The sequence below is a fragment of the Bordetella flabilis genome (assembly GCF_001676725.1).
Taxonomy (GTDB): Bacteria; Pseudomonadota; Gammaproteobacteria; order Burkholderiales; family Burkholderiaceae_B; genus Bordetella_C; species Bordetella_C flabilis.
In genome coordinates this window covers 1,958,736-1,979,721 of sequence record NZ_CP016172.1, presented here as the reverse complement: position 1 = coordinate 1,979,721, position 20,986 = coordinate 1,958,736, and the positions used below count along the sequence as shown (strand labels likewise).

The following is a 20,986-nucleotide window of genomic DNA, read 5'->3' as shown; positions in this document are numbered from 1 at the left end:
GGCGGCATGGAGCAGAGAACATGATGATGCGTTTCACGACGGCGTCGATCGCGCTGGTACTGTTTGGATGCGGCGCCATGGCGGCCCACGCCCAGGGCAAACCCGAAAAACCGAAGCTGCACCTGGCCGCGGCGGGCGTGGGCTTCCCATACCTGCCGTTCGTCATCGCCAGCAGCCGTGGCTACTTCAAGGACGCAGGGCTGAATGTCGACATCGGCGTCTACAGCGGGGGCGCCAAGGCGCTGCAGGCGCTGCTGGGCGGCAGCGCCGACTTCGTGGCGGGCGCGTACTCCAACACCATTACCATGGCGGTCAAGGGCCAGAAACTGGTCTCCTTCGCCATCCAGGCCAATTGCCCTGGCTTCGTCTTCGGCGTCACCAAGGCCAGCCATGACAAGATCAAGTCGTATGCCGACCTGAAAGGCAAGCGTATCGGCGTAAGTTCGCCGGGCTCCAGCTTCCACATGGGCGTGAACTACCTGCTCAGCCGCGCCGGCGTGAAACCGGACGATGTCTCCATCGTCGGCGTCGGCTCGTCATCCGGGGCCGTCGCGGCCGCGCGCAGCGGACAGGTCGACGCCATCATGTCCAACGATCCGGTGGCCACCATCCTGCAGGACAGCGGCGATCTATTCCCCCTTGCGGCCATGCGCAGCCCGGAAGCCACGCAGGCGACGCTGGGCGGCAACTATCCCGAAGCCAGCGTGTACTCCACCAGGCAGTTTGTCGACAGCAATCCGAACACCGTGCAGGCCATCACGAACGCCATCGTGCGCGCCGAGCGATGGCTGGCGCAGGCCACGCCGGAACAGGTGGCGGCCGCCGTGCCGCCCGAGTACGCACTGGCCGACAAGGAGGTCTTCGCCAAGGCCTACACGAATATGCGAGCCTGCCTGTCGCGCGATGGCGTCATGACGGACGAAGCCGCCAAGACCGTGCGCAATGTGCTGGCCGCCTTCGATCCGGCCATCGCGGCGGCCCGCATCGATCTGGACGCCACCTACGACAACCGCTTCGTGCAACAGGCCGCCAAGGATCTGCAGCCGTGACGCCGCAAGAGCATGCCACGCCGCAGTTCGAGGTCCTGGCCAGCGGCCTGCTTTTTCCGGAGGGCCCCGTGGCGCAGGACGACGGTTCCGTCGTACTGGTCGAAATCCAGCGCGAGACTATCAGCCGCGTCGGACCCGACGGTACGGTGGAGGTGCTGAAGAAGACCGGCGGTGGCCCCAACGGCCTGGCGCTGGGCCCGGACGGCGCCTTCTATGTCTGCAACAACGGCGGCTTCCTGTTCCAGACCATCGCCGGCTACAACCGCACGCGCGCCGGCGTGCATCCGGACTACACCCATGGACGCATCGAACGCTACGACCCGCGCACCGGTCGCTTGCATACGCTGTACGACCATTGCGGCGACTATCCGCTGTGCGGGCCGAACGACCTCGTGTTCGATAGCCAGGGTGGCTTCTACTTCACCGATTTCGGCAAGAACCGCGCGCGCGACCGCGACCATGCAGGCCTGTACTATGCGCTGGCCGACGGCTCGTTCATTACCGAGGTGGCCTATCCGCTGACCACCGCGAACGGCGTGGGACTCTCGCCGGATGAGGCCGTGGTCTATGTCTCCGAGACGGAGACCGGACGCATATGGGCGTTCGACCTCGATGCGCCGGGCCGGCCCCGGAAACACCCCTATCCCTCGCCGAACGGCGGCCGCCTGCTGTGCGCCCTGCCCGGCTACCAGCGGCTGGACAGCATGGCGATCGACGCGCACGGCAATGTCTGCGTCGGCACCCTGGTCACGGGTTGCATAACCGTCGTCGCGCCGGCCGGGCGGATCCTGCGCCAGGTGATGCTGCCCGATCCCATGGTCACCAACATCTGCTTCGGCGGTCCCGGCCTGAAGACGGCCTACATCACGCTGTCGGGCACGGGCAAGCTGATATCCATGCCCTGGCCGGAGCCCGGCCTGCGCCTGCCCTACGGCTGAGCGGTCTCGCTGCGCTCTTCGCTATGCGCGCCCAGGTGCCGGATCAGCAATTGCACCGGCGCCGGGAGCGATTCGGCGTCGCGCACGCAGATCTTCCAATGCCGCACGGCCCAGTCTTCATCCAGGGGCACCGCTACCAACGGGCCCGAGGCCACATAGCGCGCCGCATGGTGCTCGGACACCAGGGCGATGCCCAGTCGTGCCTCGACCATGCTGCGAGCGGGCTCGAAACCGTTGACGCGGATGCGGAAGCGTAGGGGATGGTCCAAATCGGCCGCCGCGCGCAGCACCAGCGAATTGAGGTAGCTGCCGAGTTGCGGCCCGACCAGGTCGTGCTCGGCGACCTGGCGGAATTTCAGGGTGCGCGCGCGCGCCAAGGTATGGTCGGCCGGCATGATGACGACCAGACGATCGCTATGGTACGGATAGACCTGCAGCCCGGGCACCAGGGCGTTGCCGCCGAAGATGCCGATATCGGCGGCGTTCTCGGCCACCGCACGTACCACTTCCGGGCTCAGGCTTTCCTGCAGGTCGATGCGCAAGGCGGGATGCAGCGCCAGGAAGTCCCGGATGTCATTGGCCAGGTACTGGACGATAGTGGACAGGCTCGCATGCAGCCGTATCTGGCCGCGCAGCCCTTCGGCATGATCGAACAGCTCGCTTTCCATCTGCGCCAGGTCGCGCAGGATGACGCGCGCATGGTTGAGCAGCGAATGTGCCGCCGGCGTCAGCTCCAGGCCCTTGTTGCTGCGCAGGAACAGCGGCGTCTTCAGCATGTCCTCCATCTGCGAGATGCGTTTGCTGATCGCGGATGGCGCGATATTGCCGGCCTCCGCCGCCCGCGAGATATTCCGGTGCTCGCAGACAGCGACGAAAAGCTTGAGCGACAGCAGGTCGAAGCGCATCATCCTCCTCCAGGGCCGGGCCGTGACTCGCCGGTCCCTTGCGCGCGGCATGTTCAAGTGCCCCTGGCGCGGCCGATCATCGTGCGGCGGGTCGCGTATCGGGCGAGCCCGTACGGCGCGGAGACGGATGGTATCCACTCGTGCACGCCATTCCGGCCGGAGCGTCAGCACTATACAACTTCATAGGAAGGCGACGGCACGGCAGGGACGGGACCGTCGACATGAGTCTCCACACTACGGCGCTATCCCTGCGGGCGGCCCCTGGCCACGAAACGCCAGCGCTGTGGCATTTTCGGGTTCCCGCGCGCTTCGCGCCAGGAGGCTCCATGAACCCCATGCATGACCTTTATGTCGACCTGCGACGGACTGACCTGCTCATCGCCGAATCCCGGCACCAGTTGGAATGCCAGTACCGGCTGATTGCGCGCCTGCGGCTGCAGCGTGGCCTGGCGTGGCGCGAGAAACTGCGCGCCCGCGGCATGGAGAAGCGACTCGCGGCGCTCTGTGCGCATCGGGACGACATCATCCGCCAGGTGGCGGCGGCATCGCCGTCTGCCCGAAACCAGCCAACATAAATTTCGCCTGCGGCATGGCGCGCGAAATAAATACAGGGATACACTCGCGCCTACCGGCGTGTCACCTCATCCCTGGATAGGAGCTCGGAAGCACCATGACCCAAGATCCCGCGTTGTCGGTTCTTCAGGAAAGTGCTGTACCCACCCATCTGCTGCACACCCCGGCCGGACCCGTGGACGGCACGCAGACCCTGCGGATCGCCCTGCAGTTGCACCCGCAATGCGGGGAAGAGGCCTTGCTGGCCCGCGCGTACCGGCTTGGCGAGCAGCCCTTGGCCGAGCGCATCGGCCGCAGCCCGCGCTCGCTCGATCCGGACATCAGCCCGACGGCCCAGGCCACCGCGGCCGTGCGCACATTCTGCGCGCAGCATGGGTTCGCGCTGGAACGCAGCGCGCTGGGCGGGCTGTTCGTCACGATCGCCGGCAAGGCGGCCGAACTGGCCCAGGCTTTCGGCGTGGAGCTGCGTGCCTATCAGCACCAGGACCGGACCTTCCGTGCCTATGCGGGCTGCATTACCCTGCCGGCCATATTGGCAGAACATGTGCGGGGCGTGCATGGCCTGGACCAGGCCGCCGCCTTGCTTACGCGCGCGAAGGGCGCCAAGGCCGCCTATACCGAGCCGCCGACACTCGACAACAATCTGCCCACCGTCGTCGCCTTCGACTACTACCGATACCCGTCTCGCTGGACAGGCAAGGGCGCGACGGTGGCCTTCATCGAATCGGACCTGGTCATCGACCTGGCCAGTGTCCAGGCCTTCTATGCCAGCCTGCCCGTCGGCCCGGTGAACATCGTGACGGTCGGGGGCTTCGCCCCGATAAAACCGCCCGAGGGCGGCATGCAGCCCATCGGTCCCTACCTGGATGGCGAGGCCATGATGGACCTCATGCTGACCGGCGCCGTTGCCCCCGACTCGACCCTGGTGGTGTACGCGCATTCGGAGCACTACGGCTATGCCGAACCGGGTTGGATCGACACCTTGCTGGAGGCCCTGGACCAGCCCGCCAACCCCTGCCAGGTAATGTCCATCAGCCTGGGCGCCCCGGAATGCGACTGGGTGCCCCAGACCGCCATGGCCGTGCATCTGCTGTTTGCCATTGCTTCGCTATACGGCGTGACCGTGTGCGTGTCATCCGGCGACTATGGGGCGCCTGGCAACAGCAACGCCTACCCGCAGAATTGCGCTTTCCCGGCCTCGTCGCCCTTCTGCCTGGCGTGCGGCGGTACCGAGCTGGTGCTGGAGGCCCAGACAGCGCCGCAACCGCCCAAGCTGGTGGACGAGGTCGTGTGGAACGAGATGACCGCCCCCTATCAAAAGCTGGCTACCGGCGGGGGCATCAGCATGATGTTCCAGGTGCCCGATTTCCAGCAGGGGCTGACCTTGCCCGCCGGCTTCAATACCGATCCGCAAACGGGTGCCCCGCAGCCGCCCGGACGCGGCGTGCCCGACGTCGCCGCCAACGCCTCGAGCAAGAGCGGCTACGGGCTCGATCCCGAGCACAAGGGCCACTGGTACGGCACCAGCGCCGCCGCGCCGATGTGGGCGGGCCTCATCGCATTGCTGGTGGAAGGCAACGGCGGACTCCCCATCGGCTACCTGAACCCCTGGCTGTATGCCAGCCAGGTCAACTCCGGACTGAACTGCTGCAAGCCGATCACCGAAGGGGACAACGGTCCGCCGGACTGGCCCGTTTCCTTCGCGGCAGGGGCGCCCTGGAACGCCTGCTGCGGCCTCGGCACGCCGCTGGGCGTGAACATCGCCAATGCCTTGGGCCTGGGCGTGACGGCGACGGAGTAGCAGGCACCCCGGCCTCGCGGCCGCTTTCCCAACCTGGCATGCCTAGGAGTCATGATGCCCAAGATCGTTGCAGACCAGATGGTGGAAACCCTGGCCGCGGCCGGCGTCCGCCGCATCTATGGAATCGTCGGGGATAGCCTGAACGGCTTCACCGACGCCCTGCGCCGCCACGGCGGAATCGACTGGCTGCATGTGCGGCACGAAGAGGTCGCGGCATTCGCCGCGGGCGCCGACGCGCATGTGACCGGGTCGCTGGCGGTATGCGCGGGCAGTTGCGGTCCGGGCAATCTGCACCTGATCAATGGTTTGTTCGATTGCCATCGCTCGCGTGTCCCGGTCGTGGCCATCGCCGCGCACATACCGTCGCCCGAGATCGGCTCCGGTTATTTCCAGGAAACCCATCCCGAGCAGTTGTTCCGCGAATGCAGCAGCTATTGCGAACTGGTGTCGAGCGCGGCGCAGATGCCGCGCGCGCTGGAAATCGCCGTGCGGCGCGCCGTCGCGGAACGTTGCGTGTGCGTCATCGTCATTCCCGGCGACATCGCGCTGAAGCCCGCGCTGGAAGCTCCCGCACCGCAACCGCGGGGGCTGCTGCCCGCGCGGCCGACGCTCATGCCCTCGGACGACACCATCGAGCAACTGGCCGCGTTGCTCAACAGGGCCACGCGGGTTACCTTGCTGTGCGGCGGCGGTTGCGCGGGCGCGCACGACGAGCTGGTGCAACTCGCCGGTGCGCTCAAGTCGCCGATCGTCCATGCCATGCGCGGCAAGGAACACGTGGAATGGGACAACCCCTATGACGTCGGCATGACCGGGCTGATCGGCTTTTCCTCCGGCTACGCCGCGATGGAGGCCTGCGACGCCTTGCTGATGCTCGGCACCGACTTCCCGTACAGGCAGTTCTATCCCAAGGACGCCCGCATCGCGCAAGTCGATGTCCGGCCGGAAGCCATCGGCCGGCGCGCGCCCGTCGAACTGGGCGTGCTCGGCGACGTAGGCGCGACCATCCGTGCCCTGCTCCCCCACCTGAAGCCGAAGGCCGATAGCGCGCATCTCGACGCCTGCATTGCCGATTACAAAGAGGCGCGCAAGAGCCTGGACGACCTGGCTGATGGCCATGAAGGCGGCGTCTTGCACCCGCAGCAGATTGCCCGTGCCGCCAGCGAGCTCGCCAGCGATGACGCCATCTTCACATGCGACGTCGGCCTGCCCACCGTTTGGGCGGCCCGCTACCTGGCCATGAACGGCAAGCGCCGCCTGCTCGGCTCCTTCTGGCATGGCTCCATGGCCAATGCCCTGTCGCAGGCGATCGGCGCACAGGCCGCCTGCCCTGGCCGCCAGGTCGTGTCGCTGTCGGGCGACGGCGGCTTTACCATGCTGATGGGCGACCTCCTGAGCCTCGTACAGCTCAAGCTGCCGGTGAAGCTGGTTGTCTTCAACAACGGCGCGCTGGGCTTCATCGAACTGGAGCAGAAGTCGACCGGCTTCCTGGATTTCGGCACGGGCTTCACCAATCCGAATTTCGCCGCGATGGCCGAGGCGGTCGGCATCAAGGGCGTTCGCATCGAAAGGCCCGAGGACGTGCACAGCAGGATGGCCGAAGCCTTCGCGCATGACGGACCCGTTCTGATCGATGCCGTGGTCAACCGCATGGAGCTCGCCATGCCGCCGAAGGTGACTGCCGAGATGGCCAAGGGTTTCACGCTGTATATGCTGAAAGCGGTGCTCAATGGCCGGACGGACGAGATCATCGATCTCGCGCGGACGAACCTGCGGCGCTGACCGTCCCGGCGCCGTACCCCATCGGTGGTCCCTTCGATGCTCTTGCAGACCTGCCGCGACTCCGCCTACGCACTCGGCCGAGAACTCTCCAGATGGAAGGCGTCGCCCGAGCGCGCCCTGTTCGCGCTGCAAGCGGTCATTTCCGTCGTGATCTCCGTGGTCGTCGCCCACCAGCTGGACCTGCCCAACGCCTGGTGGGCGGCCATCAGCGGCTTCGCCGTCATGCAGATCGGTTTCTCCGCATCGTTCCTGCGCGGCCTGCACCGGATCATCGGAACAGTCTGCGGCGCGCTGCTCGGCGCATTGGTGGGGTGGGTGATCGGGGATCGTCCCTGGCTGTTCGTGCCGGTCCTGGGACTGGTCGGCGCCTTCACCGTATACGTCGCCAACGCATCGACCTACTCCTATGCCTGGGTCCTGGGCGGCGTAACGACGATGATGATCGTCTACGAATCGCACGTGCTGTCCACGGTGAGGGCCACGGCGTCCTTCGCCATGCTGCGTGTGGCCGAAGTCGCCGTGGGCACGCTCGCCTGCGTACTGGTATCGGGTGCCTTCACGCTGGGCGTGCGCTGGTATCGCGTGCACCGGCCGGCGTCCAGGACCGCCGCGGCCATGGCGGCGTCCCACCCGGCGCCCATTGCGCCCGCGACGACCCGCCATACGCGCGCGGTGATCGGCGCGCAGGCCGGCGTCTCCACCGCCATACTCGCCGCCCTGGCCTACGCCTTCGAACTGCCCGGGTTCGCGCAGGCGCTGGTGACGGCCATCGCCGTGCTGATCCTGCCGGCCGCATCCTTGACCGCCCGCCCGCATGCGTCCGTCGCACAGCGGATGGTGCAGCGCGTGGCCGGCTGCCTTCTTGCCGGCCTGTGCGGGGTCGCCCTGCTGCCCCTGACCCACGGGCAGACCGCGCTCTGCCTGCTTGCCCTGTCCGCCGGGGTATGGGCCGGCTGCCACGTGCAAACGGGAAGCGAGGGCGCCAGCTACATCGGCCGGCAGTTCGCCATCGCCTTCATCATGGTGTTCGTGCAGGACCATCAATGGTCCGCCGACCCGGTGCCCGCGATGCTGCGGCTTGCGGGGATCAGCGCCGGCATCGCCGTACTGACCTGCGTGATGCTGCTGACGTACAAGGCAGCGCTGCCGGCCGACCCGGAACAGGCAAGGTCATCGTGAACCGCGCAGCTCAGCGCGCAGCCTCTTCCATCTGCGCGGTTTCCTGCACGATCCAGGCCTCGAACGCACGGATCAGCGGCGACGCTTCCCCACTGCGGGGATAGGCCAGGTAATAGGCGTTGTCCGTGCGCACCCGCAGCGACAGGGGCGCAAGCAGGCGACTGCTGCGCAGGTCGTCTTCCACGAACGCGCGCTGCGCCATGACGATGCCCAGTTCGTCGATGGCCGCCTGGTAGGCCAGCGCGGAATTCTCGAACTTGAGGCCGCTGTTGCCGTCTATCGATGTCGCCTGGGCGGCCGCGAGCCAGGCTGGCCAATCGGATGTCCGGTGCATGGAACACAGCAGCACGAAGCGCGCAAGATCGGCGGGCTCGCGCGGCGGCGCAACGCCCTTGAACAGCCCCGGACTGCAGACCGGCAGCAGAATCTCGCCGAACAACTTGCGGCACACCGCGCCTGGCAGAGGCCCCGGGCCCGAATGAATACACAGGTCGACATCGTCGCGGTCGAACGCCACCGGCTGGTGCGACGTGGTGATATGCACGTCGATATGGCGGTGCAAGGCGTGGAAGCGCGCAAGCCTGGGGACGAACCAGCGAATGGCGAAGGTGGGCGGCAACTTGATCCGCAAGGTGCTGTCCGTCGGGCGCGCCCGTAGCTGGCGCGTCTGGGTTTCGATCAGGTCGAAAGCCGTACGCAAGGTGGCGGCGTAGGCCGCGCCCTGCGCCGTCGTTTCGATGCCATGACGCAGCCGCACGCACAGCGGAATGCCGAGCCAGCCCTCCAGCTGCGTCACGTGCCGGCTGACGGCGCCCTGCGTCACGGACAGTTCCTGCGCGGCGCGCGTCAGGCTGCCATTGCGCGCGGTGGCCTCAAATGCCCGCAAGGCGTTCAATGGGGGAAGACGTCTGGCCATCTGCTCTGAGTTTTTCTCAAGGTAGCGTGCGTAAATTTGCGTTTGATATGTGGCGTGTTGCATTTATGCTAGCGCAAAACGGCCGCAAGAAACGCGGAAAACCATACGGCATCGCCGTATCGTCAAGAGCGCGCCAGGGTGCAGTGCAGCAACCCAGGAGGAGAAAAAATCATGCCAGGAATCTTGGCCCGCCGTGGCGCGGCCTGTGTCCGCCTCGCGACCATCCGACGGGGGCCGCATGGCCGCCGGTGATACCGATGCCGTCGCTCCGGCGACCGTCTTCGACAAGATCTGGGACGCACACCGCATCGCCCGGCTGGACGACGGTCGCGAGCTGATCTTCGTAGACCGGCACGTATTGCAGGAGACCACCAGCGCGGTGGCGTTCGCCGGGCTGAAGCGTGAGGGACGCAAGGTCCTGCACCCCGAGTTGACGATCGCGACGCAGGATCACATCGTCTCCACCGAACCCGGGCGCGACGAGAACACCTACCCCGGCGGCCGCGAACTGCTGACGCTGATGCGCCAGAACGCCCTGCATGGCCACATCCGGCATTTCGGCATCGAAGATCCGCGCCAGGGCATCGTGCACGTCATCGCCCCCGAACTCGGCTTTGCCCTGCCCGGTTCCATCCTGGCCTGTGGCGACAGCCATACGTCCACGGTGGGCGGGCTGGGGGCATTGGGCATAGGCGTGGGCACCAGCGAAGTCGAGCACGTGCTGGCGACCCAGACCCTGGCGCTGGCCCGGCCGCGTACGATGCGGGTGCGCTTCGAGGGCCGTCCGGGACCGGGCATTACCGCCAAGGACCTGATCCTGCGCGCCATGGGCGTGCTGGGCGTAGCGGGCGGGCGCGGTTGCGCCGTCGAATATGCCGGCGCCGCCATCGAGGCGCTGCCGGTGGAAGGACGGCTGACGCTATGCAATATGTCCATCGAACTGGGCGCGCGCATGGGCCTGATCGCCCCCGACCAGGCCACCTTCGACTACGTTCGCGGACGCGAGTTCGCGCCGTCCGGGCCGGCCTTCGAGCAGGCCGTACGTGCATGGCGCCACCTGCGGAGCGACCCGGGCGCGGTCTTCGAACGCGACGTCGCCGTCGACTGCGCGGGCATCGCGCCGCAGGTGACGTGGGGCACCACGCCGGCGCAGGTCGGCGGCGTGGATGGCGTCGTACCGGATCCGGCGGACTATGCCGACGCCAGGCAGCGCGAAAGCGTCGCCGCCGCGCTCACCTACATGGGGCTGACGCCTGGCATGCCGCTGGCCGGCATCCCTGTGGACGTCGCATTCATCGGCTCTTGCACCAATTCACGGCTGTCCGACCTGCAAGCAGCCGCCGATATCGTGCGCGGCCGCCACGTGGCGCCCGGCGTGCGGGCCCTGGTGGTGCCGGGCTCCCGAGCCGTCAAGCGCGAGGCCGAGGCGCTGGGGTTGCATCACATTTTCCGCGACGCCGGCTTCGAATGGCGCGAAGCCGGCTGCTCCATGTGCGTGAGCATCAACGACGACATGGTCCCGCCGGGCGCGCGCTGCATCGCCACCAGCAACCGCAACTTCGAGAACCGCCAGGGCGCGCGCAGCCGTACCCATCTGGCCAGTCCGGCCATGGTCGCCGCGGCGGCCCTGCGCGGCCATATCGCGGACGCGCGCAAGGAGGCACAGGGATGAGAAAACCCGTGCGCGATATAGAGGGCATCATGGCCGTCATGCCCATGGCCAATATCAACACCGACGCCATCATTCCTTCGGTGTGGCTGCGCACCGCCACGGCCGACATGGGCAAGGGCCTGTTCGGCGGCTCACGGTACGACGACCAGGGCCGGGAACGGCCCGGCTTCATCCTTAACCGCGAGCCCTACCGCCATGCTCGAATCCTGCTGGCGGACGAGAATTTCGGCTGCGGCAGTTCGCGCGAAGCCGCGGTCTGGGCGCTGGTGCAATTCGGCATCGGCTGTGTCCTGGCGCCGAGCTTCGCCGACATTTTCTACGAGAACGCGTTTCGCAACGGCCTGGTCGCTGGCATTGTCGATACCACCGTGTACCGCGCCTTGCTGGCCGCGGCGCGCACCTGTGAGACGGCGCCCCCACCGTGCCACGTCGACCTGGCCGGCGCGACGGTCCGGGGACCCGACGGCATCACGCATCCTTTCGCCATTCCGGCCTCGCGCGCCCAGGCGCTGATGCGCGGCGACGATGAGATCGCCATGACGCAGCGCCACCTTCCCGCCATCGAGGCGCATTACGCGGCGACGCGAACCGACGCCGCGTGGCTGTTCCCGAACGCTTTGCAAAGGAGTTCCGCTCCATGAGCCGTCCCAGCTTCCGCGCCGCCCTGGCGCAAGAAATGCCGCTGGTCACACCGCTCGCGCACGATGCGCTGTCGGCGCGCCTGATCGAGCAGGCGGGCTTCCATGCCTTCGCCGTGGGCGGTTCGGCCATGCTGGCCGCGCGTCATGCCTACCCCGATATCGGGTTGATCGGCCTGACCGACATGACCGATGGCCTGCGCGATATCGCCGCGGCCTCCCGCCTGCCCTTCGTGGCCGATGCCGACGACGGCTACGGCGACGTCAAGAGCGTGGCACGGCTCGTGGCGGCGTACGAGGCGATCGGTGTGGGCGGCCTGTTGCTGGAAGATCAAAGCCGCGACCATAAGCAGCAACGCGCCGACAAGGCCGCGTCCGTCGTCGACGAGGCCATTATCGAAGCCAAGCTACGTGCGGCGCTGAACGCCCGCACCAATCCCGACACATTTATCATCGGACGCACGGACGCCTACGGTCCGTTGGGGCTGGACGCCGCACTGCGCCGCGCCGAGCGCTTCTTCGCCCTGGGAGTGGATGGCGTGTTCGTGGCAGGACTGCGGCGCGAAGAGGACTACCGGCGTGTGGGCGCCACCTTCAAGGGCGCCTTTATATCGGCTGCCATGTTCGAAGGCGGCGACACCCCCTGGCTATCGCCGGCAGACCTGGGCGCCATGGGCTTTCGCCAGGTGTCATATCCGGCCAGCCTGATCCTGCGCGCCGTGCAGGCCATGCGCGACGGCCTTGCCGCGCTGCGGCGCCATGCCGACGGCACCGCTCCGCTGCAACCCATGGCGCATGGTAGCGACGCACGCCAGGCACTGGACCGTGCGACAGGGCTGGCGGACTGGCGTGCCATCGAAAGCGGCCAGGCGCCCGCCGCATGACGCCCGGCTGGGGCACCGTCGCGCCTTGAGCGGCGTTGCAACGTAGAAAACCATCCGATAAAACCCGGAGGAGACCATGCAAAAACCTACCCGCAAGATCGCAACATCAATCTGGGCCGGGGCGACCGTGCTGGCGGTGGCCCTGGCGGGCAGCGCACGCGCCGAGGATATCGTCGTCAGCAATTACGGGGTATCCGCCAACGGCATGCCGTTCGCCGTCGCCATGGCGAAAGGATTCTTCAAGCAGGAAGGCGCCAACGTTACCGGCATATTGACGTCGGCAGGTGGCGGCACCACGTTGCGCAACATGCTGGCGGGCAATGCACCCTACGCAGAGGTCAATCCCAACGCGGTCATCGCGGCCGCGCAGCAGGGTGCCGACGTCAAGATCGTCAGCGACAACGTGCTCACCGTCGCCGAATTCGTCTGGGCGGTCAAGAAGGACTCCCCGATCAAAACGGTGAAGGACCTGAAAGGCAAGAAGCTGGGCTACACCAATCCGCGCTCCACCAGCCAGGCCCTGGCCACCCTCGTACTGCAATCCGGCGGCCTGAAGGCCGATGACGCCGAACTGGTCAAGACCGGCGGCTTCGGCGAAGGGGTCGCGGCGCTGGACACCGGGCTGGTGGACGCCACGCCCATCCCGGAACCGTTGTGGTCCAAATACAGTTCGAAGTACCGCGCCATTGCCGTGGCCAAGGACATGCTGCCGCCGATCGCCAACGTGCTGGGCGTGGCGGCCGGATCGGGGCTTACGCCGGAGAAAGAAGCCTTCATCAAGGGCGTGATCCGTGCCCGGCGGCTCGCGGTAGAGTACATGCAGAAGAATCCCGACGAATCCGGCGACATCATCGCCAAGGTCTACAACCTGGAACCGGAGGTCGCGCGCGCCGCGGTGCGCAACCTGGTCAGCAGCACGACCAATGGCGTCCCCTATTGGGGCGCCGGGGAAATTCACATGGACGGATTGAAGCGCGCCGTCGACGTGCAGAAGATGGTGGGCGCCATCAAGGGCGACGTTGACCTGGACAAGCTCATCGATACCCGCTATTTGCCCGACGACCTGAAGACGGTGAGGTAGCCATGTCCCATGTCGTAGAAGTCCCCGGACAGGTTTTGGCCGGACAGTCCCGGGACACCGGGCAGCAGCAGGCCGGCACAGGGCAGGTCGCGCAGGTAACCATGCGTGGCGTGGACAAGATCTTTACGCGGCCCGGCAATCGTGGCGAGACATTCCATGCGCTCGGTCCCATCGACTTGCAGCTGCGCCAGGGGGAGTTCTTCGCCGTCGTGGGGCCATCGGGCTGCGGGAAGTCCACGCTGCTGGAACTGGTGGCCGGCTTGTCCACCGCCACCCGCGGCGACGTCGCCTTCGAAGGCGCCGCCATCAGCGGACGCATTCCGGACGGCGTGGGCGTGGTCTTCCAGGAGGACGCATCTTTCCCGTGGCTTACCGTGCAGGAAAACATCGCCTTCGGTCTGCGCCGGCTGCGCATTGCCCCGGCGGAGAAGGCGCGGCGCGTGCAGGCTGCGCTCTCCATGATGGGGCTGGAACCGTTCGCCCAGAGCTATCCGGCGCAGCTATCGGGCGGCATGCGCCAGCGCGTCTGCATCGCGCGCACGCTGGTGACCGAACCGCGGCTGATCCTGCTGGATGAACCCTTCGGCGCGCTGGACCAGCAGACCCGCCTGCTGATGGGCGACGAAGTACTGAACCTGTGGCGCAAGACCGGCGCCACCGTGTTCCTGATCACCCATGCGCTCGACGAGGCCGCCATGCTGGCCGACCGGATCGGCGTCATGTCGGCGCGCCCCGGCCGGTTGATCGATATCGTCGAGACCGGCTGGAGCCGCGACCGCGACAGCCGCATCGTCCAGGACCCGCGCTTCGGCGCCATCACCGCACGGCTGTGGAGTGCCCTGCGCGCGGAATCCATGAAAGCCATTGGCAAGGCGGAGGCCACGGCATGAAGCGCGCGCTCGCCTGGCGCATCGCCATCCTGGCTGGATGCATCATCCTGCTGGAAGTCCTGTGCCTGACAGGCGTGATCGACAACATCACCATGCAGCCGCCCCACCGCATGGTGGTCGACCTGGTCGTGATGCTGGCCTCCGGTTCTCTGAATGGCGCCATCGCCAAGACCCTGGGCAATGCCGCGGTTGCGTTCCTGATTGCCGTCACGCTGGGCGTGTCCAGCGCCATCGTCATACACCGTTTGCGGCGTGTGCGCGACACGCTGGAACCGCTTTTCGCCACCTACTATGCCATTCCGGTATTCGCCTTCTACCCGCTGCTGATCATCCTGTTCGGGCTGGGAGCGGCGCCGCAGATCTTCATCGGCGCCATGCTGGGCGTGGTGGCCGTCATCGTGAACACGCTGAACGGATTGGACCGTGTCCCGGCCGTGCTGCTGAAGACCGCGCGCATCCATCAAATGGGCATGAGGGAAACCGCCTGGCGCATCACCCTGCCCTATGCCGCGCCCTACATCCTGACGGGCGCCAAACTGGCGGTGGCGTATTCGCTCATCGGCATCATCGGCGCGGAGTTCATCATGTCCAATGGCGGCATGGGTTACGAGATCAGCTTCGCCTACAACAACTTCGACAACACCACCATGTATCCCCTGATCCTGCTGATCCTGCTGGTGTCCATCAGCGTGAACATGCTGTTCGCGCGCCGGGAGAAGACGATACTGGCGCGCAGGGGGCTGCGATGAACGGCGGAAAATCACTGCTGCGCAATACGGCGACCCTGTTGCTGGCAGTACTGGTGCTGTGGCAAGTGCTGTATTGGATCGTGGGCGACGTGGCGCTGCGCTCACCGGCCCAGACCCTGGAATACACGGTGCGCTTCGTTTCCACATCGCAGTTCACCGCGCACCTGAGCGAAACGGCGAGCGCCTTCGGCATGGCGCTGGTCCTGGCCGTCCTGATAGGCCTGGGCATCGGCTTTACGCTGGGTGGCAGCCGTTTCCTGGGCGATGTCTTCGAGCCCATGCTCATCGCCCTTTACTCCATTCCAAAAATCACCCTCTACCCCATCCTGCTACTGGCATTCGGGCTGGGCATCTCGTCCAAGGTGGCGTTCGGCGCGATACACGGCGTCATTCCCATCGCCCTCTTCACCATCAATGCCGTGCGCAATGTACGGGCCGTCCATATCAAGACCGGACGCGTCATGGCGCTGGGGCCGTTCGACATGGTCGCGCGCATCGTCTTCCCGTCGGCACTGCCGGAGATTTTCGCCGGTCTGCGGATCGGCTTCTCGCTCACACTGATAGGCACGTTGCTCGGCGAAATGTTCGCCTCTCAGCGGGGCCTGGGCTTTTTGCTGATGAGCGCCATCGGACTGCACAACGTGGAGCTCATCATGACCCTGACACTGCTGCTGACGCTATTCGCCGGCACGGCCAGCGTGATATTGCTGGCCATCAACCAGCGGTTGCGCAGCCGCGCGGCAAGCCGCTGATACTATGGCGCCGCGCGCCAGCCAGCGCCGGCGGTAGAGGTCAATCCACGGATCCGGTTCCAGGATGGGGTCCCGACAATCCCCCGTCAGCCCATCGGGGGCGGCATCGGCGGATAGACCTCGTATGCGAGGGCGACTTCATCGACGGCCAGGCGCACTGCCGCGGCAGTGTCCGGGCCATCCTTGAAGTTCCAGTCGTACCCCACCGCGGTCGCCACATTTGCCCCGGGCGGAGTCAGAAAGACGTGCAGGCCATCCCGATAGCCGGGCTTGCCGGGCAACCGTCGATTGATTTCGGCTACGAACCGATCGACCGGTATCACTCGTCTGGCCATGTGCTGCCTCGTTGTCGTTGGTCCATGGTACCCCAACGACGGAATCGTGCCCCGTTGAGTATCAACCCAGTTGCTGTACGAGCCGTGCTTCCACAGCCCGCTTGAGCCGTTCCAGGGTTTCCGGCGAATCCGGATCTTCGACGTCGATCATCACTTCCGTCCAGTTCTCGATCGGCCCGGCGCCGAGTTGCTGAGCAAACGGGGATTTGGAATCGATCGCCCATACTTTGGCGCTATTGCCATCATCGACCCGATTCTTGATCGCGCCCACGTACTTCACCTGCCGGAAATCACCGGTCGGAATCTGGTTCTCAGTGATTATTCGCTGCATGGTTCGCTCCAACGGCACCAAACGTCCGATGGTACGCCACAAACGAGCGGACCGATAGGCGAGAGGTTCACGACCACGATCTTGACCGTCAGCTCTCCAAGATCCAGCCAAGCCAGCTAGACAACCCAAGAGCCGCCACGCGGGCGGTTCAATGCAGTGGTTTGCATCGCACAACTTGGCGCAAATACTGCGCTTGGTCTTAGTGCAAGGGCACGATATTGCGTGCCCGCAGCACCCCATTCCATCGTTCGGTCTCGGCGGCAACCAGTTCCTTGAATGCCGACGGCGTGTTGGGTTGCACCGGTGTAGCGAACGCCCACTGCGCCATGGCAACGCGCAGCCCCCGACCCATCAGTGCTGCATTTATCGAGCAATTTAGTTTGGTGACCACGTCGGCTGGCGTGCCGACTGGCGCCAACAGGCCGCCCCAGTCCCCAAGTTCAAGCGCCGACAGCCCGGACACACCGGCTTCGCCCAGCGTCGGCACATCAGGCATTGTCGGTATCCGTTCAGCAGACATGGCGACGACGGGACGAAGCTTGCCCGCCCGGATGTGCGGCAATGCCTCCGCAACGGTCGAAATATATATGTCTATCCGACCGCCTATTACATCGGTCAGGGCCTGCGCGCCGCCGTTGTAGGGCACATGCTGCATGTCGATATGGACTTCCTGTTGCAGCAGTTCGCAGAGCAGATGCGACGTTGTCCCTACGCCGGCAGACGCGCAACTCAAAGCCCCTGGGTATGCTCGGCCCAGTCTCACGACATCTTGCAAGGCAGCGATCGGGGCTTGCGTACGGGTCACCATGATGAACGGTATCCGTGCCACCAGGCCCACCGGAACCAGGTCGCGAGCAAAGTCATACTTCATGGTTCCGTACATCGTTTTGTGGATAGTGTTTGGCCGTCCGCCCAGAAAGATGGTGTAGCCGTCCGGGGTCGCCCGGGCCACATATTCGGCGCCGATATTGCCGCCGGCGCCCGGCTTGTACTGGACGATCACGTTTTGCCCAAGATCCTCTCCCATGTAGCGGCCTATAAGGCGGGCCAGGGCGTCGGCACTACCACCGGCGGGGAAACCAATCACCAGTGTCAAGGGTCGCTGCGGATATGCCGCCTCCTGGTTGGATGCCATCGTGCCCCAAGGCAAAGTAGCGCTGAACAACGCGAAAGCCGCGACGTCTATTCTGCTGAACTGCATGTTGTCTCCGTCCCGGTGTTTCGTTCGGCTCGCCATGCGGTCAGGCGCATGCATCCTGCCACGCGCAGCCTCGACGGATGCTGGTAACGACGCGGGCAAGGATGGTTCCTGGCGCAAGGAGCGCGCGCCGGGACATCCATAGCGCAGACGTGTTGTAGATGCCAGGACATCGCAGATGCGCCTGAGCGAAGAGGATCGGCGCTATCCTTTGCGTGGCCGACGCGCCACCCGGTTGCCGAGTGGAAATCGAAGCGCAACCTCCGCATCGCTGCTAAGCGCAGCAACGCCAGGCGATTCGCGCTTGATGCGGCGGCACGCGGCGAGCTCTGCCGATGACCGATCGCACATGGGTGGATCGACAACCTTTACGTCGGCTGCTTCTTCCACTTTCCGCCGTGTTTCCTTCCGGCCGCATGTCGTTTCGCTTTCTTCGCGCAGTTCCCCACGGTTTGGGGGAGATTCCGGCACCGTGCGCATGTTTCTTTCTCCTGATGCTGCAAAAGGATCAGGTAAGTGGCACGCCCAAACACCGAATTACCTTCAATAGAAGATAAAGCGTTCCAATGTCTTTCCAATGGCCCATCGGGCACCGAGATCTTCTTTCATGCAGGCCCCCGCATATCGAGGCCTCGCAGTCCAGCGTTTGGCTGCCATCAGTTTGAGGACAAGGGCGGCGCAAATATGTAGCATGTAGCGCACAGGCGAACAGCTGGAAAAACCATCGGCTCCTGACCGCCACGAGTCGTCGCGACGGTGGAGCTCTACGTAAAAGCGCGATGAGGAGAAACCCATCAGCCAAACCCAACGCCCAGTTTGCGGGGAAGCCACAAGACAGGATGAGCCCGAGATATTGACGGCGCCTGGTATCTGGTTCGAAGCGCGGCGATCTGGTTTATGTGCGGCGGCAAGACGACAAAAAACCGCCGGTTAGGGCGGTTTTATCTGCTTCCTTCTCGAGCACTTTCTCTAGTAGTTTTTGGCTCCCCGAGCTGGGCTCGAACCAGCGACCTGCGGATTAACAGTCCGTCGCTCTACCGACTGAGCTATCGGGGATCTGCTAGAGAAGCGAGACTATATCATGATTTTTTTTGGTGATGCAAATCGGCTCCGACGTACCATTGTGGCGGACAGTTGAGGTGCCCGCGAGCCTGCCTGCCCCGCTCCCCTTCCCCGGCGTTGGGCCGGTGCGGTAGGCGAGGCCGAAGCTGAAGTTCGAACAGCTATTCCGCGTCTGGCGACTTTCATGCGCCCACGATGTCGTAGGTTTGATAGAAGATATTCCGGGCCACGATGCCGTAGTCGCCGGGCCCATACGTAACCCTGAAATCACCCGCATTGCCATCCAGCATCTCCCCGGACCAGCTCACGCTGACCGAGAACGGCTCCTGCATTTCTTCCACGTCTACCTCCATCGGCTTTTTGGAAGCAAGGCCGGTCTGCACATCGAAATCGTAGGTCTCTTCGAACTTCGCGCGGGGGATCGGCCAGTTCTCGCCTTCAGTGCCGGTCATAACGGCATCCCCCGGATTGGCGGTCACAGGCCCCTCCCGCGTGGGGATGATTTCTTCTTCCTCGGCAAAGCGGAATCCCAGGGGAATGGGTTTTTTCATTGCTTTGAATATCTGACCCGGACCTGCTGCGAAGTTCGGTCCTGGTTCGGCATCCCCTTCGAATCGTCCCCAGGTGGTGACCACATCGGAGGAACCGGAGGAGAGGCCATCGACCCCCGCGGAGGCGCCCTCGACGATGCCGCCGGTGGGTTCGTCGGCCTTGTCCACAGAGAAAATTTTCCCGCCACCTTCACTATCGAAGAGGAGAACCGCGTCCTGACCCTGACACCCGACGGATGGGAACTCGAACTCTAGACGCGGCGCATTCCATTCGCGCTCGGGACGAAACAGCGCGATATCGTCCCGATATCGCAGCGGTTCACCGCGCCCGCGGCGCGTCGCGGTCGACCTTGATGAACAACAAGACCAGCACGGCTGCGCACAGCTCCATCAAGCCCACGCTATACAGGCCTGACGCCAGGCTGCCGGTCCTGTCCTTCAGCCAGCCCATAAGATAAGGCGCTGCGAACCCGGCCAGGTTGCCGACCGAATTGATTAGGGCGATACCGCCGGCCGCGGCCGTTCCCGTCAGGAAAGCGGCGGGCAAGGACCAGAACACCGGAAAGGCCGCCAGGATGCCGATGGCCCCGAACGACAGCGCATACATCGCCATGACCGGGCTTCCCAGGAAATAGCCGGTCGCCATCAGGCCCAACGCGGCCACCACGCTGGCCACCACGCTATGCATGCGGCGTTCGCCAGTGCGATCGGAATGGATGCCGTTGAGCACCATCGCGACAGTGCCCAGGATGAACGGAATCGCCGATACCAGGCCGATGTGGAAATTGCCCTGCACGCCGAGTTCCTTGATGATGGAAGGCGTCCAGAACGCAATCGTGGCGTTGCCGCTGACGATGCAGAAATAGATGAGCGCGCACAGCCACACGCGGCCATTGAAGGCGTCGCGCAGCGAGGAGTGCTTGGCCGGGTCGCGGTGTTCGCGTTCGATATCGTGATGCACGATTTCACGCTCGCGATCGGTGAGCCATTTGGCGTTGACGGGCTTCTCCGGCAACCAGGCCAGCACAGCGAACCCGGCCAGCACCGACGGGATGCCTTCGATCACGAACAGCCATTGCCAATTGGCCAGCCCTTCCACATCTGACATGGTGCTCATGATGAAGCCGGCAATGGGACCGCCGACCACGCCGGCGATGGCGAACGAGGTCATGAAGTAACCATTGATCCGCGCGCGCCGGTCAGCCGGAAACCAATAGGTCAGGTAGAGCACCACGCCAGGGAAGAAACCGGCTTCGAAGACGCCCAGCAGGAAGCGCAGCACGTAGAACTGGGTCGGTGTCTTGACGAAGATCATCGCCATCGACGTCAAACCCCACAGGATGGTGATGCGGGCCAGCGTACGCCGGGCGCCGATCTTCTCCAACAACAGGTTGCTGGGCACTTCGAACAGGAAGTAGCCGATAAAGAAAATACCCGCGCCCAGGCCATAGACGGTCTCGCTGAACTGCAGGTCTTGCAGCATTTGCAGTTTGGCGAAGCCGATGTTGACGCGGTCGATCCAGGCCAGGACGAACAGGAAAACCAGGAAGGGAATCAGACGCACCGCGATCTTGCGATACGCGAGAGTCCGTTCTGCCGGAAGCGGCGCGGCAGCGCCACCGGGCGCCGCGGAAACGGTGGACGACATGGGAAAACTCCACAAGTGAAGAAAGATTCCCCGCCCCGCGGCGGGGTTGGAA

General features: G+C 65.2%; 20 protein-coding genes and 1 tRNA gene. 13 read left to right on the top strand and 8 right to left on the bottom strand.

What is annotated here, in order from left to right; genetic code table 11:
- Positions 1-20: 20 nt before the first annotated feature.
- Both BAU07_RS08705 and BAU07_RS08700 read left to right on the top strand, forming a co-directional pair.
- Positions 21-1,049, top strand: coding sequence for an ABC transporter substrate-binding protein (locus BAU07_RS08705; protein WP_066656150.1), 1,029 nt, complete (start codon positions 21-23; stop codon positions 1,047-1,049).
- The gene (locus BAU07_RS08700) at positions 1,046-1,987 is read left to right on the top strand and encodes an SMP-30/gluconolactonase/LRE family protein (protein WP_066656147.1); all 942 of its coding nucleotides are present in this window, start codon (positions 1,046-1,048) and stop codon (positions 1,985-1,987) included. The genes BAU07_RS08705 and BAU07_RS08700 overlap by 4 nt, the downstream gene beginning before the upstream one ends.
- On the opposite strand, the gene BAU07_RS08695 is transcribed toward BAU07_RS08700, so the two are convergent.
- Positions 1,978-2,895: a LysR family transcriptional regulator gene (locus tag BAU07_RS08695; RefSeq protein ID WP_232338269.1), complete on the bottom strand. Its 918-nt coding sequence runs from the start codon at positions 2,893-2,895 to the stop codon at positions 1,978-1,980. The genes BAU07_RS08700 and BAU07_RS08695 overlap by 10 nt on opposite strands.
- 323 nt (positions 2,896-3,218) lie before the next feature.
- On the opposite strand from BAU07_RS08695, the gene BAU07_RS08690 reads away from it, so the two are divergent.
- The 4 genes from BAU07_RS08690 (at position 3,219) to BAU07_RS08675 (ending at position 8,227) form a co-directional block, all read left to right on the top strand.
- Positions 3,219-3,467 (top strand): hypothetical protein, encoded by a 249-nt coding sequence (locus BAU07_RS08690; RefSeq protein ID WP_066656145.1) that lies wholly within the window; start codon positions 3,219-3,221, stop codon positions 3,465-3,467.
- A 95-nt stretch (positions 3,468-3,562) separates the two neighbouring features.
- Complete coding sequence (locus BAU07_RS08685; RefSeq protein WP_066656142.1) at positions 3,563-5,266, top strand: S53 family peptidase; 1,704 nt, start codon at positions 3,563-3,565, stop codon at positions 5,264-5,266.
- Positions 5,267-5,320: 54 nt separating this feature from the next.
- Positions 5,321-7,048, top strand: a complete 1,728-nt coding sequence (gene poxB, locus BAU07_RS08680) for a ubiquinone-dependent pyruvate dehydrogenase (protein WP_066656139.1) — start codon at positions 5,321-5,323, stop codon at positions 7,046-7,048.
- A gap of 36 nt (positions 7,049-7,084) precedes the next feature.
- Positions 7,085-8,227, top strand: a complete 1,143-nt coding sequence (locus BAU07_RS08675; protein ID WP_066656136.1) for an FUSC family protein — start codon at positions 7,085-7,087, stop codon at positions 8,225-8,227.
- 10 nt (positions 8,228-8,237) lie between these two features.
- Here the strand turns inward: BAU07_RS08675 and gcvA are convergent, their stop codons facing one another.
- Positions 8,238-9,143: a transcriptional regulator GcvA gene (gene gcvA / locus BAU07_RS08670; RefSeq protein ID WP_066656129.1), complete on the bottom strand. Its 906-nt coding sequence runs from the start codon at positions 9,141-9,143 to the stop codon at positions 8,238-8,240.
- Positions 9,144-9,381: 238 nt separating this feature from the next.
- Here gcvA and leuC point away from each other — a divergent pair, with 238 nt between their 5' ends.
- From leuC to BAU07_RS08635, 7 genes are all read left to right on the top strand, one after another.
- Complete coding sequence (leuC, locus tag BAU07_RS08665) at positions 9,382-10,815, top strand: 3-isopropylmalate dehydratase large subunit (protein ID WP_066665089.1); 1,434 nt, start codon at positions 9,382-9,384, stop codon at positions 10,813-10,815.
- Positions 10,812-11,456 carry a 3-isopropylmalate dehydratase small subunit gene (gene leuD, locus BAU07_RS08660; protein ID WP_066656126.1) on the top strand — a complete coding sequence of 215 codons (645 nt, stop codon included), beginning with the start codon at positions 10,812-10,814 and terminating at the stop codon, positions 11,454-11,456. Before leuC ends, leuD begins: the two co-directional genes overlap by 4 nt.
- Complete coding sequence (locus BAU07_RS08655; RefSeq protein WP_066656123.1) at positions 11,453-12,337, top strand: isocitrate lyase/PEP mutase family protein; 885 nt, start codon at positions 11,453-11,455, stop codon at positions 12,335-12,337. Before leuD ends, BAU07_RS08655 begins: the two co-directional genes overlap by 4 nt.
- A gap of 76 nt (positions 12,338-12,413) precedes the next feature.
- Positions 12,414-13,418 carry an ABC transporter substrate-binding protein gene (locus BAU07_RS08650; protein WP_066656121.1) on the top strand — a complete coding sequence of 335 codons (1,005 nt, stop codon included), beginning with the start codon at positions 12,414-12,416 and terminating at the stop codon, positions 13,416-13,418.
- 2 nt (positions 13,419-13,420) lie between these two features.
- The gene (locus tag BAU07_RS08645; RefSeq protein WP_084025511.1) at positions 13,421-14,308 is read left to right on the top strand and encodes an ABC transporter ATP-binding protein; all 888 of its coding nucleotides are present in this window, start codon (positions 13,421-13,423) and stop codon (positions 14,306-14,308) included.
- Positions 14,305-15,057 carry an ABC transporter permease gene (locus tag BAU07_RS08640; RefSeq protein WP_066656119.1) on the top strand — a complete coding sequence of 251 codons (753 nt, stop codon included), beginning with the start codon at positions 14,305-14,307 and terminating at the stop codon, positions 15,055-15,057. Before BAU07_RS08645 ends, BAU07_RS08640 begins: the two co-directional genes overlap by 4 nt.
- Positions 15,054-15,809, top strand: coding sequence for an ABC transporter permease (locus BAU07_RS08635; RefSeq protein WP_066656116.1), 756 nt, complete (start codon positions 15,054-15,056; stop codon positions 15,807-15,809). The genes BAU07_RS08640 and BAU07_RS08635 overlap by 4 nt, the downstream gene beginning before the upstream one ends.
- Before the next feature lie 86 nt (positions 15,810-15,895).
- On the opposite strand, the gene BAU07_RS08630 is transcribed toward BAU07_RS08635, so the two are convergent.
- The 6 genes from BAU07_RS08630 to BAU07_RS08605 form a co-directional block, all read right to left on the bottom strand.
- A complete protein-coding gene (locus BAU07_RS08630; protein ID WP_157122124.1) occupies positions 15,896-16,144 on the bottom strand; it encodes a hypothetical protein in 249 nt (82 codons plus the stop codon).
- 61 nt (positions 16,145-16,205) lie between these two features.
- Positions 16,206-16,475 (bottom strand): hypothetical protein, encoded by a 270-nt coding sequence (locus tag BAU07_RS08625; RefSeq protein ID WP_066656103.1) that lies wholly within the window; start codon positions 16,473-16,475, stop codon positions 16,206-16,208.
- Between the two features lie 199 nt (positions 16,476-16,674).
- Positions 16,675-17,676 (bottom strand): Bug family tripartite tricarboxylate transporter substrate binding protein, encoded by a 1,002-nt coding sequence (locus tag BAU07_RS08620; RefSeq protein WP_066656100.1) that lies wholly within the window; start codon positions 17,674-17,676, stop codon positions 16,675-16,677.
- Between the two features lie 977 nt (positions 17,677-18,653).
- Positions 18,654-18,729, bottom strand: a tRNA-Asn gene (locus tag BAU07_RS08615).
- Positions 18,730-18,917: 188 nt separating this feature from the next.
- A complete protein-coding gene (locus BAU07_RS08610) occupies positions 18,918-19,454 on the bottom strand; it encodes a PGDYG domain-containing protein (protein WP_066656098.1) in 537 nt (178 codons plus the stop codon).
- Between the two features lie 151 nt (positions 19,455-19,605).
- Positions 19,606-20,934 carry an MFS transporter gene (locus BAU07_RS08605; protein ID WP_066656096.1) on the bottom strand — a complete coding sequence of 443 codons (1,329 nt, stop codon included), beginning with the start codon at positions 20,932-20,934 and terminating at the stop codon, positions 19,606-19,608.
- Positions 20,935-20,986 lie beyond the last annotated feature (52 nt).

Bases quoted from the DNA above. Each gene is read 5' to 3' on its own strand.
- BAU07_RS08705 (WP_066656150.1), top strand. From the start codon at position 21: ATGATGATGCGTTTCACGACGGCGTCGATCGCGCTGGTACTGTTTGGA.
- BAU07_RS08695 (WP_232338269.1), bottom strand. From the start codon at position 2,895: ATGATGCGCTTCGACCTGCTGTCGCTCAAGCTTTTCGTCGCTGTCTGC.
- BAU07_RS08690 (WP_066656145.1), top strand. From the start codon at position 3,219: ATGAACCCCATGCATGACCTTTATGTCGACCTGCGACGGACTGACCTG.
- BAU07_RS08685 (WP_066656142.1), top strand. From the start codon at position 3,563: ATGACCCAAGATCCCGCGTTGTCGGTTCTTCAGGAAAGTGCTGTACCC.
- poxB (WP_066656139.1), top strand. From the start codon at position 5,321: ATGCCCAAGATCGTTGCAGACCAGATGGTGGAAACCCTGGCCGCGGCC.
- BAU07_RS08675 (WP_066656136.1), top strand. From the start codon at position 7,085: ATGCTCTTGCAGACCTGCCGCGACTCCGCCTACGCACTCGGCCGAGAA.
- gcvA (WP_066656129.1), bottom strand. From the start codon at position 9,143: ATGGCCAGACGTCTTCCCCCATTGAACGCCTTGCGGGCATTTGAGGCC.
- leuC (WP_066665089.1), top strand. From the start codon at position 9,382: ATGGCCGCCGGTGATACCGATGCCGTCGCTCCGGCGACCGTCTTCGAC.
- leuD (WP_066656126.1), top strand. From the start codon at position 10,812: ATGAGAAAACCCGTGCGCGATATAGAGGGCATCATGGCCGTCATGCCC.
- BAU07_RS08655 (WP_066656123.1), top strand. From the start codon at position 11,453: ATGAGCCGTCCCAGCTTCCGCGCCGCCCTGGCGCAAGAAATGCCGCTG.
- BAU07_RS08650 (WP_066656121.1), top strand. From the start codon at position 12,414: ATGCAAAAACCTACCCGCAAGATCGCAACATCAATCTGGGCCGGGGCG.
- BAU07_RS08645 (WP_084025511.1), top strand. From the start codon at position 13,421: ATGTCCCATGTCGTAGAAGTCCCCGGACAGGTTTTGGCCGGACAGTCC.
- BAU07_RS08640 (WP_066656119.1), top strand. From the start codon at position 14,305: ATGAAGCGCGCGCTCGCCTGGCGCATCGCCATCCTGGCTGGATGCATC.
- BAU07_RS08635 (WP_066656116.1), top strand. From the start codon at position 15,054: ATGAACGGCGGAAAATCACTGCTGCGCAATACGGCGACCCTGTTGCTG.
- BAU07_RS08630 (WP_157122124.1), bottom strand. From the start codon at position 16,144: ATGGCCAGACGAGTGATACCGGTCGATCGGTTCGTAGCCGAAATCAAT.
- BAU07_RS08625 (WP_066656103.1), bottom strand. From the start codon at position 16,475: ATGCAGCGAATAATCACTGAGAACCAGATTCCGACCGGTGATTTCCGG.
- BAU07_RS08620 (WP_066656100.1), bottom strand. From the start codon at position 17,676: ATGCAGTTCAGCAGAATAGACGTCGCGGCTTTCGCGTTGTTCAGCGCT.
- BAU07_RS08605 (WP_066656096.1), bottom strand. From the start codon at position 20,934: ATGTCGTCCACCGTTTCCGCGGCGCCCGGTGGCGCTGCCGCGCCGCTT.